Here is a 15,830-nt window from a genome sequence, read left to right on the forward strand (position 1 = left end):
TACCCATCCCGAACACGACCGTTAAGCCCTCCAGCGCCGATGGTACTTGGACCGAAGGGTCCTGGGAGAGTAGGATGCTGCCAAGCGAAGAACCACTGTTGATGCAATTCAACGGTGGTTTTTTTGTGTTGTTTGGAGTTTTAGCTGGAAAATCATGTTATACTTATAACATATGTATTTAATGAAATAAGAATGGAATTTGTTTTTAGTTCATTTCTTTATTTCATTTTACATCGAACCATTATTCCTGATAGTTTACGAGAGAGGGGTAAGTACATATGAAACAAAGCAAGAAAAAGCTGACATCAGCGCTTTTGACTGGTGTTTTGGCGATGGGAATTGCTCTACCCGTTTATGCGGCGGAACCTTCAGCAGGAATCACTCGCGGCGATTTTTTGAAATTGGTTACTACTGATTTAAATATAACTGCAGCTTCATCTGTGGAGCTTCCAAAAGATGTTTTGGCCGATTCGCCTTATAAGGATGCCGTAAGCGCTATGTTAGAACGCAAAGTGCTGAAAGGATTCCCGGATGGAAGTATAAGAACAGATGAACCGATTACCGGCAAAGATGCATCCATTGTTCTTGGACGTGTTTTGGGATTTAAAGATGATGAAAGTATCAAACGCTTACAATCTGAAATCGGAATCGATTGGCAGTCCCAAAAGGTTCTAAATGCTACGGAAGTCACAGCCTCTCTGGCGAAAGTACTTAGTAATGATGCGACTGCGATTGCTTTGATGGATGCCGTGCAAAAGGAAATGGGCGATGTCCACTCATACGAATCCCAACTGGGCTTGCATCTTAACATGACTATTAATAGCAGCAGTCAGCTCAATGATAATAACTTAAATAAGTCTGTTCTCGACGAAAGCCGTTCGAATCCGAACGAAATGTCCCTGAAAATGGACGCCGAAGGCCTGGTTAAGCTTGATGACAAGCAAGGCATGATGCAAACGATGACAATGAAAGACTTTTTGGGGTCAGGGGACGTGGATACTGTAACCTATATCGTACCTGAAGGAACCTTTACGCAAAGTCCGGATATGGTGACCGGCAAAAAACAATGGATTAACATGTCCAAGGGCATGCCGGCATTCAATGAACTCATGAAATTGCAGAAAGAAAATGCGACTCAACTCAGCAGCTTAAATCAGAAATATTTCATATATCGTGATCTGGGCAAGGAAACCGTTGATGGCAAAGCATTTGCCAAAGTTGCTTTATACGGCAAGATTCCTTCACTGAAGGGACTTATGAACGATACGCAAAGCCTAACCGGGATGGGCGATATGATGAGTACACTGCCAAGTGAAGGCAAAGCGGCAGTCGAGAACATGGGCGTAGCAGCCAACATCACCTATTGGATCGATGAAGGGACTCACCGTATCTATAAAGCGGATATGAATATGTCTTATTCCGTGCCGGCAACCGGACAATCTCCGGAAATTGCCATGGATATGACCATGAATATGGGCTACAGCAAGTATAACGAAGCACAGACAATCAAATTGCCGGATGAAGCGAAAAAGGCTCAAACGATGGAGGAGTATATTGCTCAAATGTCTGCGGCTCAGTCTCAAACAGGGAATTAATCATAGGAAATGCATGAAGTTTACGAAAAATGGACATCCCACCAAGGGATGTCTTTTTTTGCGGAATTGTCTTGTACCAGTGGACACGTATATGCAAGCATGGGACAAGTACATGTTCTGTTAGTTTTACCAGCCTCTATTCCTTGACAGCCTCGCAGCGCCTTTGCTAAGATGGCAATAATATATTTTCAGAAAATGATTTTCAAGCCTTGTAGTATAAGGGTTTTGACGAATACAATACATGACAAATGAGGGGGAAGTTCCGAGGTGTGGGAAGACAAATTCAGTAAAGAGGGATTTACTTTTGACGATGTATTGCTGGTGCCGCGCAAGTCTGAGGTGCTGCCGAAGGAAGTGGACGTGTCCACAAGATTAAGCAAACATGTGAAGCTCAACATTCCACTCATCAGTGCCGGTATGGATACCGTTACCGAGTCTGCGATGGCGATTGCTATTGCAAGAGAAGGCGGTATCGGAATCATTCACAAAAATATGTCGGTGGAGCAGCAGGCTGAAGAAGTAGATCGTGTAAAACGTTCGGAAAGCGGCGTTATTACGAATCCTTTCTCCTTAACACCTGACCACCTTGTTTCCGATGCTGAGCAAGTCATGGCCAAATTCCGCATTTCCGGCGTTCCGATTGTGGACGAGCAGCATAAGCTGGTTGGGATCCTGACGAACCGTGACCTGCGCTTTGTACATGACTACAGCATTCAGATCAAAGAAGTCATGACTCACGAAAATCTGGTAACCGCTCCGGTGGGCACCACGCTCGAGGAAGCTGAAGTTCTTCTTCAAAAGCATAAGATCGAAAAACTTCCTTTGGTCGATGATAACAACGTGCTGAAGGGTCTTATCACCATTAAGGATATTGAAAAAGCGATCCAGTTCCCGAATGCGGCAAAGGATGCTCAAGGGCGCCTGCTCGTTGGAGCAGCTATCGGTATCTCCAAGGACGGTTTCGACCGTGCCGAAGCATTGGTGAAAGCTGGCGTGGACGTGATCGTTGTCGATTCCGCGCATGGACATCATATTAACATCCTGGATGCGGTTCGTAATCTGCGCAACTTGTATCCGGAACTGACCATCATTGCGGGCAACGTTGCAACGGGTGAAGCGACCCGTGATTTGATTGAAGCTGGCGCTTCCGTGGTGAAGGTTGGGATCGGTCCTGGTTCCATTTGTACAACCCGCGTTATTGCCGGTATCGGCGTACCACAGATTACAGCGATTTATGATTGCGCCAAGGTTGCACGTGAGTACGGCATTCCATTGATCGCGGACGGCGGTATCAAATACTCTGGTGAAATTACCAAGGCTCTGGCTGCGGGCGGGCATGCTGTAATGCTTGGAAGCATGTTTGCCGGCACGGAGGAAAGCCCTGGGGAATCGGAAATTTATCAGGGACGCCGTTACAAGGTATATCGCGGCATGGGCTCCATGTCAGCGATGAAGGAGGGCAGTAAAGACCGCTACTTCCAAGACGATGACAAGAAGCTCGTACCGGAAGGCATCGAGGGTCGCGTTGCTTATAAAGGTCCTCTGGCAGATACCATTCACCAATTGATCGGCGGACTTCGTTCAGGCATGGGATACTGCGGAACGAAATCTTTGGAAGAGCTTCGTGAAGATACTCAATTTGTCCGTATTACAGGCGCTGGCTTGCGCGAGAGTCATCCGCATGACGTGCAAATTACCAAAGAAGCTCCAAACTATTCCGTATAAACCAGAAGTGGGTTTGCACAAAACCAACATCTTCTTGTACAGACAGGTCGAATTTCGTCCTGTCTGTCTTTTTTTGATTAATTCCCTGTGATAGAATAGAACAAGTAAGAATTAGAGTAAGGCAAGAGGGGAGTTAAACATTCATTGAGTAAGCATTGGAAACGTCCAAGCCGGAAGGCGGGACAACAAAAACACAAACGTCATCTCGTTAAAAAGAGCGTAGCCTCGGTTATGCTATTGAATATGCTATGTCTTTCCGCTCTGCCGGCTGCCATGGTATTCGCTGCTCCGGCAAGCACTGCTGCAACCACTAACGCGACTAGCACGGCAAGCAGCATTCAAAAGCCTGAATTGAATCTGAAGTCTGCGGTATTGATTGAGCCGACAACGGGTCAAGTTCTGTATGCCATGAATGCGGACGAGCCTCTGCCTCCGGCAAGCATGACCAAAATGATGACGGAGTACATTGTTGCCGAACAGGTCAAACAGGGGAAGCTGAAATGGACGGATAAGGTCACCGTCGGCAGAAACTCCGAAGAAACGATCGGCTCGCGCATTTTCCTGGCTGAAGGGGACGTACATACCGTAGAGGAACTGTACATAGCGATGGCTGTGGGCTCCGCAAACGATGCAACGGTTGCGTTAGCCGAAAAGGTGTCGGGAACCGAGCAGGAATTCGTCAAGCTGATGAACAAGACTGCTCAAGAGATGGGTATGAAGACTGCTTATTTTATTAACGCGACAGGTCTGGATAAAGCTGACATGCCGGAAGATTTCCGTCCGGATACGGATAAAGAAGACGTCATGTCGGCGATGGATGCGGCCATTCTGGGCAAGCATATCGTCACCGACCATCCGGATTATGCCAAATATACTTCGATTCAATCGTATAAATTCCGCGAACGGGACAAAGCACCAATCATCAACTATAACTGGATGCTGGAGTCCAATAAGAGTATTCCGAACTTCAAGGCTTATGCCTACCCGGGCCTAGATGGCTTGAAGACAGGGCACACGCAAAACGCGGGCAATTGCTTCACGTCTACGGCAGTCCGTAATGGCGAGCGCCTGATCGGCGTTGTAATGGGAGCGGACTCTGAAGCGCACCGATTTACGGAAACTAAAAAGCTTCTCGATTACGGCTTCGATAACTTTGAAGTCAAACAGGCAGTTGCTGGCAAATCCAAAGTGGAAGGCCTGGATTCCGTTCCGGTCAAAAAAGGCGTAGGAACGAGCGTCGGCGTCGTGACGGACGGGGATGTCAGCTTTATCGTACCTAAAGGCGCAGAAGCCAAAAGTGTAAAGTTCACAACGAAGCTGGAATCAGCGGACGGCCTTGTAGCACCGATCAAAAAAGGTACCAAGGTGGGTACGATTACCTATACTTACAAAGCCGACGGGATCGATAAGGCCCAGACCAAAACAGTTAATCTGGTTACTTCTGAGGAAGTGGAAAAAGGCGGCTGGTTCCGCTTGTTCTTCCGTGCCATCGGAGAAATGTTCAGTGATCTGTTCGAGGGAATCAAGAACCTATTCTAAATTGGCGGTAATCCTGAAGCCAAAGGTGAGCCGCTCTCCTGAGTTTAAGCAATGAACCGCTGCAAAGCGGATTAATTTCTGTGAAAAACCGCTTAGATGGTTTTCTTCATATTGATTTTGGGTGCATAGTTTGAATGTGGAGCTGTATTCCCCTTTTAACAGAGGCGAAAAAGCTGACATGATATACATTTCGGGAGGCGTAGACATGGAAACAGGAACTTCGAGAGTCAAAAGAGGTATGGCAGAAATGCAAAAAGGCGGCGTCATCATGGACGTCATGAATGCTGAGCAAGCTAAGATTGCTGAAGCTGCTGGCGCGACAGCGGTAATGGCTTTGGAACGTGTACCATCCGATATTCGTGCAGCAGGCGGCGTAGCTCGTATGGCTGATCCAACGATCGTTGAGGAAGTCATGAAGGTCGTATCCATTCCGGTTATGGCGAAGGCCCGCATTGGCCACTTTGTAGAAGCAAAAGTACTGGAATCCCTTGGCGTTGACTATCTCGACGAGAGCGAAGTTCTGACTCCGGCTGATGAAGTGTTCCATATCGATAAATGGGATTTCACTGTACCGTTCGTATGCGGAGCCAAGGATCTGGGTGAAGCACTGCGCCGCATCGGTGAGGGCGCGTCGATGATCCGTACAAAAGGTGAACCGGGAACGGGCAATATCGTTGAAGCAGTTCGGCATATGCGTTATATTAACAGCCAAATCCGCAAGGTGCAAAGCATGTCGAAGGACGAGCTTTATGCCGAAGCAAAGAACCTGGGTGTTTCCTACGACCTTCTTGTTGATGTTCATGAAAACGGCAAGCTTCCGGTTGTAAACTTTGCAGCAGGCGGCGTTGCTACACCGGCTGACGCAGCACTTATGATGCATTTGGGCGCAGACGGAGTATTTGTTGGCTCTGGTATCTTCAAATCGGACAATCCGGAGAAATTTGCCCGTGCGATTGTGGAAGCCACAACTCACTACCAAGACTACAAGCTGATTGCTGAAGTTTCGAAGAATCTGGGTGCTCCAATGAAGGGCATTGAGATCTCGAAGCTAAGTCCGTCTGAACGGATGTCGGATCGCGGCTGGTAAGAGAGAAGGCAGATATATGAAGATCGGGGTTTTGGCACTTCAGGGTGCTGTAGCAGAGCATATACGCAGTATTGAGTTGGCAGGAGCCGAAGGTGTCGCTATCAAGAAAAGGGAAGAACTGCAGGATATTCAAGGCCTGATCATTCCTGGCGGTGAAAGCACGACGATCGGCAAACTGATGCGTAAATATGATTTTATGGATGCCATCCGTCAGTTTGCGGCGGAAGGCAAGCCTGTTTTTGGAACCTGTGCAGGTCTGATTGTGCTTGCCAAAACGATAGAGGGCCAGGAGGAGTCTCACCTCGCGCTAATGGACATGACTGTGGCGCGTAACGCGTTTGGACGCCAGCGTGAGAGCTTCGAGACTGATCTGGATATAAAGGGCATAGATGAGCCGATTCGTGCTGTATTTATTCGTGCACCTTTAATCAGCAGTGTAGGAGAGCAGGTGGATGTATTGTCCTCTTACAATGGCGAGATCGTTGCGGCAAGGCAAGGGCATTTACTGGCATCTTCGTTCCATCCGGAACTGACCGATGATTACCGTCTCCATCAGTATTTTGTGGATATGGTTAAATCCAGTCATGCGTCATAAATAACTGCCCACGTACCGATATATAACATGACTGACACCTTGACTCCTTTTTATGATATCTGGAGCCCCCAATAGGGTAAGCTTTAGATAGGGATGACGATTGAATCGGCTTGCTTGTCCGGGTATGCGACGGTGAGCAGGCTGAACGTCTCCACAGGGTCGGGGTTCTTTTTTTGAAGAGATTAGTAAACGGAAAAGATGTTAAGGATACACGTAAGACTTTTAGGAGGAATTGTCCAATGCTGGATGTAAAGATATTGCGGAGCGACTATGCCAAGGTCGAACAAGCACTCAAAAACCGGAATAAATCGCTGGATTTGATTGCAGGTTTTCCTGAGCTTGATACGCGTCGCAGAGAACTGCTGCAGGAAAGTGAAGCACTGAAAAACCGCCGGAATACCGTATCGGGAGAAGTAGCCAAACGCAAAAAGAATAAGGAAGATGCCGAAGAGCTGATCCTAGAAATGCGCGAAGTTTCAGACCGGATTAAAGCGATGGACGAGGAAGTCCGTGAGCTTGAAGCTTCCATTTCCGAGCTGATGATGGCCATTCCGAATATTCCTCATGAATCGGTTCCGGTAGGGACTTCCGAAGAGGATAATATAGAGTTGCGCCGCTGGGCCGAGCCAAACAAATTCGATTTCGAACCTAAGGCACACTGGGATATCGCGCAAGGACTGGATATTTTGGATTTCGAAGCAGCAGCCAAAGTTACAGGCTCGCGGTTTACCTTTTACAAGGGCCTTGGAGCGCGTCTCGAACGTTCCTTGATTAACTTTATGATGGATCTTCATAGCAGTGAGCATGGGTATGAGGAAATGCTGCCGCCATACATCGTAAACGGGGACAGCCTTCGCGGTACGGGACAACTGCCCAAGTTTGAAGAGGATTTGTTCAAAATCCGAGACACGGATTATTATCTGATTCCAACGGCGGAAGTACCGGTAACCAACTACTACCGCGATGAAATCTTGTCGCCAGAGGATCTGCCGAAGCATTTTGTGGCCTACAGCTCTTGTTTCCGTTCGGAAGCCGGTTCGGCTGGACGTGATACTCGTGGTTTGATTCGCCAGCATCAATTCAATAAGGTCGAGCTTGTGAAGCTCGTTGCTCCTGAAACGTCTTATGAAGAACTCGAAAAGATGACGGCTAATGCGGAGCATGTTCTACAGCTTCTGAAGCTGCCATATCGCGTGATGTCGCTAAGCACAGGTGATATGGGCTTTTCCGCTGCAAAGACATATGACCTTGAGGTATGGCTTCCTGAGAGCGGTATGTACCGTGAGATCTCCTCGTGCTCGAATACAGAGGACTTCCAAGCGCGCCGCGCGAATATCCGTTTCCGTCCAGAACCCAAGGCCAAGCCGGAATTCGTGCATACGCTCAATGGCTCTGCGCTTGCAGTCGGCCGTACCGTTGCCGCTATTCTGGAGAATTACCAGCAAGCAGATGGCAGCGTAATCGTACCGGAAGTATTGCAGCCTTATATGGGGAATGTAACGGTTATCCAACCTAAGAATAAATAATGCTTGATCATCACATTAATCTGTGGTAAGATATTTTTGTTACGCTTTATGTAATTTAAAATTCTTTTACCACCTGGAGAGGTACCGAAGCGGTCATAACGGGGCGGTCTTGAAAACCGTTAGGGGGCAACTCCACATGGGTTCGAATCCCATCCTCTCCGCCAGAATAACAACGACAGAAGTCATTCTTGAAAAGGAAGGCTTCTTTTTTTATGCATTTTAGAATTTATCAATTTTCGGGGTGGGAGCAGGACTACCACTCTGTTTTTGTTTTTGGTAAGGTAGAGGTATGGAGAAGACAGGGAACCCGCCATGTCTGAAATGTGAAAATTATTACGAATATAAGGAAGAAGTTTTAAGTCGTTTCCAAAAGTTCTAAGGAACAAGGCCAATTCCATTTTGAAAAAATGATTTTAATATTGTTAATGCGCCAAAGGGTGGGAGGATAGGCCATGAACAAAGAAGAACTGGTCATAATGAATTTCAGGGACTTATTTAACAAGATGGCTTGGCTTAATAAGTTTAAGATGGAAGCCAGTCTAAGGGATTACAAGCCTTCTGAAGTACATTGCATCGAATCCATTGAAAAGAATGAAGATTCCAACGTGACAAAACTTGCGGAGTCCCTTTATATGACTAGCGGCGCCATAAGTAAAATTACCAAGAAGCTGATGAAAAAAGGCATTATCGAAAGTTATCAAAAGCCCGATAACAAGAAAGAAATTTATTTTAGGCTTACTGAACAAGGGAAAACCATTTATCAAATCCATGAGGACTTGCACAAAGAGTTTCAGGAGCGGGATAAAGCCGTATTTGAGCAGGTAACCGAGGAGCAATTTGACAGTATGCTTAAATTCATGGAGAAGTATAGCAGGCACTTGGATGCAGAAATAAAGAAGCAGGGTATAGAGATGAAGTCGGAATAAATTTGAATAATGAAAATCAAAACAAGGCAGCCGGACTCCATTGAGAACAACGGGCTGCCTTTTTGCTGCTCTATTTTTTGTTTCCAAGGAAGAAAAAATATGATACAATGATTTTGTTTCCGAGGAAGGAAAATTATCACCCTGGAAGGGAGAATTCAATGTTCAAATCCAGATCACACCATAAACGGAACACAGAACAAACCGTAGATAAAAAGGCTCTAATATTCGGTCTTATGTCTGTGTTTCTTTGCGGAATAGGCTTCAGCATCATCACACCTGTCGTCCCATTCCTGGTACAGCCTTATACAAATCCGGGAAATCAAGCTGTAGTTGTTACGCTGTTGACCTCTGTTTATGCATTCTGCGTATTTTTTGCGGCCCCTGGACTTGGAGCTTTGAGCGACAGATATGGCCGTCGTCCGTTGCTTTTAGTATGCCTATTGGGCTCTGCAATCGGGTACTTCGTTTTTGGCATAGGAGGAGCTCTATGGGTACTATTTGCCGGTCGCATCATAGAAGGTATAGCAGGCGGTGTCATAAGCACCCTCTTCGCCTATTTCGCAGACATCACGCCTAGCGAACAGCGCACCAAATACTTTGGGTGGATGAGTGCGGTTGTAGGTGTAGGCTCTGCCATTGGACCTACTATAGGTGGATTACTTGCCAAGTTTGGTTATTCGGTGCCCATGTATGTTGCAGCCGTAATCACGTTATTAAATGTTGTTTTTGGATTCTTTTTTATGTCTGAGAGCCTTGACAAGAATAATAGACTGAAAAAGATTACCTTTGTAAGATTGAATCCTTTCATACAGCTTGTAAACGTACTTTCCATGAAAAACTTAAAAAGGCTGCTTATCTCGGCGTTCTTACTTTGGATACCGGGCGGATCTTTGCAGGCGATTTTTTCACAATTTACAATAGATAGCTTCAATTGGGCGCCTGCGCTAATCGGACTTCTGTTGTCCATCATGGGCGTCCAGGACATCATTTCCCAAGGTTTCATCATGCCCAAGCTTTTGAAAAAGCTCAGTGATGCACAGATCGCGATTCTTGGCATGGTTTCGGAGATTATGGGCTACGGTCTTATTGCGCTGTCTGCTTTGCTCTCATTCTATCCTCTTGTGATCGCCGGACTATTTATATTCGGTTTTGGTGATTCGATCTTCGGGCCTTCATACAATGGAATGCTTTCCAAGTCTGCCGATTCCAGTGAACAAGGAAGGGCTCAGGGAGGCAGCCAATCTATTCAGGCGTTAGCAAGAATAATCGGGCCTGTCGTTGGAGGTCAAATCTATGTATCCCTTGGCCATGCCGCGCCGGCTTTTATGGGTATGATCCTTATAGCAGCGGCAATACCGGTTTTGTATAAGGGTACGCATGCAAATAAGTAAACGGCTTACTTTACAAGCAGCGAAACCAATCGTCTGACGAATAAATAAGCAAGCTTCTCCGCACATTAAAGTGCAGGGGAGGTGTGATGAAATGAACCGAGATTTTCAACTAAACCAGAATCAGTTGGTCCATGCCTGGCAGTCGCAGTTGCCGCAGAACCTTGATCCGTCGGATTCCGCTCAGGTCTTTGCAGATGAGGCAAACCCTAATGCCCTCAGAATCCATATTGATACAGCTGGCCGTCAGATGTATTCCTTTGACTTTCAGTGCTCCTATATGGATACGCGTGAGGTCAAAGTGGATCTGGTGGACGTGGAACGGGAAGGACGAACCGTGGATGAGCGAACCGAGGTCATCCAGGATATGGCTCAGGGATATTCCCGTCAGATTCATGAATGCGCGCAAGCACTTCACGATGTGACTCATCACTCTTAAAAGGGAAATGAGGGAAAGAAATGACCAAAACCAAGAACGGACTGGATAAGAACCTGAGCAACGTCATAGACGAGCTGAATGAAGCACCCGTAAATAGTCACCATGCCCAGCAGATCCAGCAGGATGAAAATGACCGACGGCATGAAGACGCTCGTAATCATCACAAACCGACGGACCTGACACATCCGCATTCTTAAATCTTGATATGGGGTGAATGACCGATGAGCAAACCGAAAGCCATTCCCGTACCTGAGGCTCAGCGTGCGGAGCAGCGCCAACATCACCGGCAACACGATAATCACGCGATGCAGGAACCTCTGTCCGGTTCGAAAAAAGTCAAAAATCGTAATCATGTGGATCATTTAAATAAAGAGGGATAATCCTCTTTCTACAAATTAAAAATGACGAAAAGCATTTCGGCACTTGCCCGAGATGCTTTTTTTATGACCAATTACTATAACGGGATATCTTTGGATCGACGAATAATATGTTTTTTTCCAAATATCTGCAACCTTAGGTTTCCCTCTTCGTATAACGAGATGTGAGCTCACGCAGCAGGAAAAAAAGGAAATTACTTAATTTGAACACATAAAATTTCCAAAATTCTGTTTCAGTTAGACTTGAAATCGTTTATGATTAATAGGTGTCTTATTGCCTTAGAGAGAACCGAGAGGAGAGAGTATTTCATGAACAAGAAGTTTGCAATCCTGATTCTTACACTGCTCATGTCCATGACAGTGGTCCTTGCAGGATGCACAAGCAAGCAGGAACCGAAAGACGCAATGAAGAGCGCCACGGGAAATGCGATGAAAATGTCTTCGTATGAAATGAAAAGCAAGGTGGTCATTAAAGATCTGAAGGTAACCAGCCAGGATACCGAGAATACGGCGGCTACCGAGCAAGTCATGAGCATGCTTAAAAACGCAGAAGTGACAGTTGATGGGGTATATCAAAAAGATCCAATGCAAACCGAACTTACCATGGGGATTAACCTGAAGGGCGATATGTCCATGAGCTTTAATATCCCGATGGTGATGACCAAAGAAAAGCTGTATGTTAAAATTCCGAGCATTCCGATGCTGCCGCTTCCGGAAAATGTGGTTAACAAGTATCTTGTTCTGGATCTGAAAGAACTGGCTGAGCAAGAAGGAACGGCATTCAATCCGGATTCGCTGGATACTCAAAAAACACAACAGCTTTCCAACGAAATCATGAATACATTGTTTGGGGAATATGACGGTAACAAATACTTCAAAGACATTAAGGTTAAAGACGCAAACTTGCCAGAAGGTGTAGATGCCAAGCAAGTGGTGCAGTTCTACGTAACCAACGAGAATGTTAAGGAAGCCGCAGAGATTTTCGTCAACAAGGCTATGCCTAAAATTCTCGATATCGTCGCTAAAGATGAATACCGCGACATGCTTGGTCTGACTAAAGAAGATATCGATAAGGCAAAAAGCGACCTGAATTCCACGAATCAGGATGAGCTCAGCAAAGGTCTGAATGATCTTAAGAACTACTTGAAGATCAATCAGTTTAACGTGAACACGGCTATCGACAAGAAGGATTTCCCTTCTTACCAAGACGCCGTAGTGGATGTAGAAATGAATGATCCTGAAACGAAGGACAACATGAAGCTTTCCATGGAATTGACGAACCAATACAGCAAGATCAATGGTGAGCAGGCTTTCAAAATCGGGATTCCTAAAGAAACCGAAGTCATCACCCTGGAACAATTGCAGCAAGAAATGGGTAACGCATCTTACTAAGCGTGAAAACTAAAAGCAGCCTGGCCGCGAATATCCGGCCAGGCTGCTTTATCTTTTCAGGCGGAGTGTAGGTAATACTCCTATGACTTGCGTCGCAATTTGCGAAAAAACTGCGTCAGCATGATGGAACATTCCTCTTGCAATACCCCGTCAATAACTTCTGTACGATGATTGAACCGACGCTCCTGAAGCAGGTTCATCAGAGTTCCGGCACATCCTGCTTTGGGATCGCCAGTACCGTAAATCACCTGCGGAATCCGGGACTGTACGATAGCACCTGCACACATCGGGCAAGGTTCAAGTGTGACGTAAAGGCGGCAATCAAGTAAGCGCCAGGCACCAATGGCCTTGCTGGCCTCTCTTATGGCGACAATTTCCGCATGTGCCGTGGCATCCTGCGAGGTTTCGCGGAGATTATATCCGCGCCCGATAACTTCATCTCCCCTTACGATTATGGCCCCGATGGGGACCTCGCCAATGTCCTCGGCCAGTTTGGCCTGAGCCATGGCTTCTCTCATCCACCGTTCATGCACAGATTTATCCACAGTCTCGTCCACGGCGATAGGGTGTTTCCGCTGTTCTTCCAAGGGTTAAAGCCTCCTTTACTCCGAAAACGATTTATTCAGCGAACAAATATTCGGTTGTTAACATGCTGTGAATATATTTGTTGATAACTATTTGGTTACGCACAGATTTATCCACAGATTAGTCCTAATAAAATGTGGATATGTGTATAAAGTGAATAAATCACCTTCTTATTTTAGATAAGGATGAGCGGAATATCAATCTTATGTGATTTATTTTCGTTGTTTCCGGGTTATAAGAAGCGATTTGGTTTTTCGGCCAGTCTTTTCAAATGAGAGGGTTTGGGGTTATGATGAAAGGTGTATTGTCATTTTGCGACACAGCTTTCCTTGCCAAGAGGTGATCCTTTGTCTATTAAAAATAAGCTAACCCTGATCATGTCTGGCTCTCTTCTACTGATCTTGCTATTGTATATTCTTCTCAGCTTCTACACCACTCAGGCAAATCTGAAGAAGGATAGCGAGGCCAAAATGCTCGTTGCTGCCAGGCAAATAGCCGCGTCCATAGAGCAAAGCCGATACAGCTCGGATTATGTCGAGCACCAGATCGGCGAGATGCTTAGGATGGCTTCAATTTTGGCGGCGAGGGAACTGCCTGAAGACTATCATGATGTGAGTGACAATCAACTCAAAAAGCTGAGCGAGGAAGTCGGCGTTACGGACATTTCCCTTCTGAAGAGGACCCTGAACGATGTAGTCATTATCAGATCGTCAGATCCTAAGGAGCTGGGCATGTCCACCAAGGATTGGGGGTTCTGGTTCACTGCGTTTAAACAGCTGTTCAGTCTGCAACAGGTAACCGTCTCCCAAGGTATGTATATGGATAAGTTCTGGTCCGGCCCTTTTGAATACTCGACATCCAACCCCGATTATATTGAAAAATGGGGCTATTATTATGATGGCAAACGAAATTATATGATTGATCCATTTATAAGAAGCGATGCCGTTAACGATTATGCTAAGATGGTTGGCCCCGAGGCCGTCCTGAATAAAACGAAACAAGTGAACCAGCAAATCCTGGAGATTACCTGTATTAATCCACAGACCTTTGGTAATGAGCGCATGACGGCTAGCGGGTATGACAGTGATAATGTAAAATTGCGGAATCGGCCTATTCAATACGGCACCTATACTTACGGGGATTTGCCGAAGGACAAAGAAGCCGTACTCCAAGCGAATAAAACCGGCTCCAATATTGTGTTTGAAACCCGGGTTCATGGGAAGAAAGTGATTAAAAGCTTCATACCGGTCTTTAATCCCGATCAGTCTGCCTATATTATCAGCATTGTCATGGACTATCATGCGATCTCCCAAATGTTAAATGAGCAACTGGTCAACTATATTGCGATTTCCGCCACCCTGCTTGTCATTGTCATCTTGGGCAGCTATGTGATGGCCGGTTACGTCATTCGCCCGATTGAATCCATTCTGGTTAAGGTAAAGGATGTAACGGAAGGACATTTTGACACGCCGCTGCTCATCAACAGCAGGGATGAGCTCGGGCTTTTATCCAGTAAAATCAACGTAATGACTGCCAGCCTCCGTGGGTATACCAATCAGCTGAAGCAGGCTGTTGAGGAGAACCGGTCGGTCAAAGACCATTTGGAGTCGATCATCCAGCAAACGGCCGATGCCATTCATACCGTGGATTGGTCAGGACGCGTCATACAGGTGAACAAGGCTTTTGAGAACCTGTACGGCTGGAAGAGCGATGAGGTTCTCGGCAGACGCATGAAAATCGTACCTGATTTTCTGGAAGAGGAAGAACTTCAGAAGCTGACTGCACTGCGTCAAGGTGAGCAACTTCCACCCACTGAAACCCGGCGATTGAGAAGAGACGGCTCTTTGGTAGAAGTAAGCATCAGTACGGCTCCTGTGAGGGATGAAGACGGGCATATTATTTCTTTTATCAGCGTCTCACGGGACATGACGGAGCGCAATAAGATGGATGAGCTCATTAGGCGTTCAGAGAAGCTGACCACGGTAGGACAGCTTGCCGCAGGTGTGGCGCATGAGATACGGAATCCACTGACGACTCTGCGGGGATTTCTGCAGCTGCAGCGCGAAAATAACCGCTTGTCGCCGCTTCATAACGAAATTATGCTGTCAGAGCTCGACCGGATTAACCTGATCGTCAGTGAGTTTTTGATCCTCGCCAAGCCGCAGGCTGTTCAGTTTCAGGTCAAAAGCATTCGGAATATCCTGCAGGACGTGGTCTCTCTTCTCGACAGCCAGGCGCATTTGTTCGGCATTGAATTCAGATTCGAATTCGGGCAGGAGAAATTTGAAGTACACTGCGAAGAGAACCAGCTGAAGCAGGTTTTCATCAATATTATAAAAAATGCGATTGAGGCCATGGAAGCGGGCGGCGTCATTACCTTGCACTTATTCAGACCAAGCCAGGACCGAATCGGCATATCGATTACTGATCAGGGGCTTGGTATCCCCGGTGATATGTTGTCTAAACTGGGTGAGCCTTTTTTTACGAGCAAAGAGAATGGTACCGGTCTGGGACTCATGATCAGCCAGCGTATTATTGAAGGCCATAAGGGAACGATGGAAATATCGAGTAAACTGGGCGAGGGCACGCGGGTGGTCATCATTTTGCCTGCAGCGGAAAATAAAGAGAAACCATAAATTTTAAGGGGGAAGAACCC

Annotated in this window: 14 protein-coding genes, 1 tRNA gene and 1 rRNA gene; 15 read left to right on the forward strand and 1 reads right to left on the reverse strand. The window is 46.4% G+C overall.

From position 1 onward, the window contains the following. The 14 genes from rrf to GRF59_RS29030 all read left to right on the forward strand — a co-directional run. Positions 1-86 (forward strand): 5S ribosomal RNA (rrf, locus tag GRF59_RS28970); the annotation flags it as partial. 192 nt (positions 87-278) lie between these two features. Further along, positions 279-1,595 carry a DUF6612 family protein gene (locus tag GRF59_RS28975; RefSeq protein WP_160501173.1) on the forward strand — a complete coding sequence of 439 codons (1,317 nt, stop codon included), beginning with the start codon at positions 279-281 and terminating at the stop codon, positions 1,593-1,595. Positions 1,596-1,862: 267 nt separating this feature from the next. Then, positions 1,863-3,320, forward strand: a complete 1,458-nt coding sequence (gene guaB / locus GRF59_RS28980; RefSeq protein WP_160501174.1) for an IMP dehydrogenase — start codon at positions 1,863-1,865, stop codon at positions 3,318-3,320. 231 nt (positions 3,321-3,551) lie between these two features. After that, entirely contained in the window at positions 3,552-4,859 is a 1,308-nt protein-coding gene (locus GRF59_RS28985) for a D-alanyl-D-alanine carboxypeptidase family protein (protein WP_160501217.1), read from the forward strand. A 205-nt stretch (positions 4,860-5,064) separates the two neighbouring features. After that, positions 5,065-5,946 carry a pyridoxal 5'-phosphate synthase lyase subunit PdxS gene (gene pdxS, locus GRF59_RS28990; protein WP_160501175.1) on the forward strand — a complete coding sequence of 294 codons (882 nt, stop codon included), beginning with the start codon at positions 5,065-5,067 and terminating at the stop codon, positions 5,944-5,946. A gap of 16 nt (positions 5,947-5,962) precedes the next feature. Beyond that, positions 5,963-6,541: a pyridoxal 5'-phosphate synthase glutaminase subunit PdxT gene (pdxT, locus tag GRF59_RS28995; RefSeq protein ID WP_160501176.1), complete on the forward strand. Its 579-nt coding sequence runs from the start codon at positions 5,963-5,965 to the stop codon at positions 6,539-6,541. Between the two features lie 239 nt (positions 6,542-6,780). Then, on the forward strand, positions 6,781-8,067 hold the full coding sequence (serS, locus tag GRF59_RS29000) for a serine--tRNA ligase (RefSeq protein ID WP_160501177.1): 1,287 nt from the start codon (positions 6,781-6,783) through the stop codon (positions 8,065-8,067). 75 nt (positions 8,068-8,142) lie between these two features. Beyond that, positions 8,143-8,231: transfer RNA gene (locus tag GRF59_RS29005), tRNA-Ser, on the forward strand. A gap of 288 nt (positions 8,232-8,519) precedes the next feature. Further along, positions 8,520-8,993 (forward strand): MarR family transcriptional regulator, encoded by a 474-nt coding sequence (locus tag GRF59_RS29010; RefSeq protein WP_160501178.1) that lies wholly within the window; start codon positions 8,520-8,522, stop codon positions 8,991-8,993. Positions 8,994-9,151: 158 nt separating this feature from the next. Beyond that, positions 9,152-10,384 (forward strand): MFS transporter, encoded by a 1,233-nt coding sequence (locus GRF59_RS29015; protein WP_160501179.1) that lies wholly within the window; start codon positions 9,152-9,154, stop codon positions 10,382-10,384. Between the two features lie 91 nt (positions 10,385-10,475). Next, positions 10,476-10,820 (forward strand): hypothetical protein, encoded by a 345-nt coding sequence (locus GRF59_RS29020; RefSeq protein WP_160501180.1) that lies wholly within the window; start codon positions 10,476-10,478, stop codon positions 10,818-10,820. A gap of 20 nt (positions 10,821-10,840) precedes the next feature. Further along, positions 10,841-11,017: a hypothetical protein gene (locus tag GRF59_RS29550; protein WP_202128945.1), complete on the forward strand. Its 177-nt coding sequence runs from the start codon at positions 10,841-10,843 to the stop codon at positions 11,015-11,017. A gap of 24 nt (positions 11,018-11,041) precedes the next feature. Beyond that, positions 11,042-11,200, forward strand: coding sequence for a small acid-soluble spore protein P (locus tag GRF59_RS29025; RefSeq protein ID WP_160501181.1), 159 nt, complete (start codon positions 11,042-11,044; stop codon positions 11,198-11,200). A gap of 306 nt (positions 11,201-11,506) precedes the next feature. Continuing rightward, complete coding sequence (locus tag GRF59_RS29030; protein ID WP_160501182.1) at positions 11,507-12,589, forward strand: hypothetical protein; 1,083 nt, start codon at positions 11,507-11,509, stop codon at positions 12,587-12,589. 80 nt (positions 12,590-12,669) lie between these two features. On the opposite strand, the gene tadA is transcribed toward GRF59_RS29030, so the two are convergent. Next, on the reverse strand, positions 12,670-13,146 hold the full coding sequence (gene tadA, locus GRF59_RS29035; protein ID WP_341480154.1) for a tRNA adenosine(34) deaminase TadA: 477 nt from the start codon (positions 13,144-13,146) through the stop codon (positions 12,670-12,672). Between the two features lie 375 nt (positions 13,147-13,521). Here tadA and GRF59_RS29040 point away from each other — a divergent pair, with 375 nt between their 5' ends. After that, positions 13,522-15,810 carry an ATP-binding protein gene (locus GRF59_RS29040; RefSeq protein WP_160501183.1) on the forward strand — a complete coding sequence of 763 codons (2,289 nt, stop codon included), beginning with the start codon at positions 13,522-13,524 and terminating at the stop codon, positions 15,808-15,810. Positions 15,811-15,830: the final 20 nt, after the last annotated feature.

This window comes from Paenibacillus dendrobii, from assembly GCF_009807035.1.
In the GTDB taxonomy this organism is placed as follows: domain Bacteria; phylum Bacillota; class Bacilli; order Paenibacillales; family Paenibacillaceae; genus Paenibacillus_AQ; species Paenibacillus_AQ dendrobii.

Excerpts from the sequence above, each read along its gene's own strand:
- pdxS (WP_160501175.1), top strand. The coding sequence starts at position 5,065 with ATGGAAACAGGAACTTCGAGAGTCAAAAGAGGTATGGCAGAAATGCAA.
- GRF59_RS28985 (WP_160501217.1), top strand. The coding sequence starts at position 3,552 with ATGCTATTGAATATGCTATGTCTTTCCGCTCTGCCGGCTGCCATGGTA.
- GRF59_RS29010 (WP_160501178.1), top strand. The coding sequence starts at position 8,520 with ATGAACAAAGAAGAACTGGTCATAATGAATTTCAGGGACTTATTTAAC.
- GRF59_RS29015 (WP_160501179.1), top strand. The coding sequence starts at position 9,152 with ATGTTCAAATCCAGATCACACCATAAACGGAACACAGAACAAACCGTA.
- serS (WP_160501177.1), top strand. The coding sequence starts at position 6,781 with ATGCTGGATGTAAAGATATTGCGGAGCGACTATGCCAAGGTCGAACAA.
- GRF59_RS29550 (WP_202128945.1), top strand. The coding sequence starts at position 10,841 with ATGACCAAAACCAAGAACGGACTGGATAAGAACCTGAGCAACGTCATA.
- GRF59_RS29030 (WP_160501182.1), top strand. The coding sequence starts at position 11,507 with ATGAACAAGAAGTTTGCAATCCTGATTCTTACACTGCTCATGTCCATG.
- GRF59_RS29020 (WP_160501180.1), top strand. The coding sequence starts at position 10,476 with ATGAACCGAGATTTTCAACTAAACCAGAATCAGTTGGTCCATGCCTGG.
- GRF59_RS29025 (WP_160501181.1), top strand. The coding sequence starts at position 11,042 with ATGAGCAAACCGAAAGCCATTCCCGTACCTGAGGCTCAGCGTGCGGAG.
- GRF59_RS28975 (WP_160501173.1), top strand. The coding sequence starts at position 279 with ATGAAACAAAGCAAGAAAAAGCTGACATCAGCGCTTTTGACTGGTGTT.
- pdxT (WP_160501176.1), top strand. The coding sequence starts at position 5,963 with ATGAAGATCGGGGTTTTGGCACTTCAGGGTGCTGTAGCAGAGCATATA.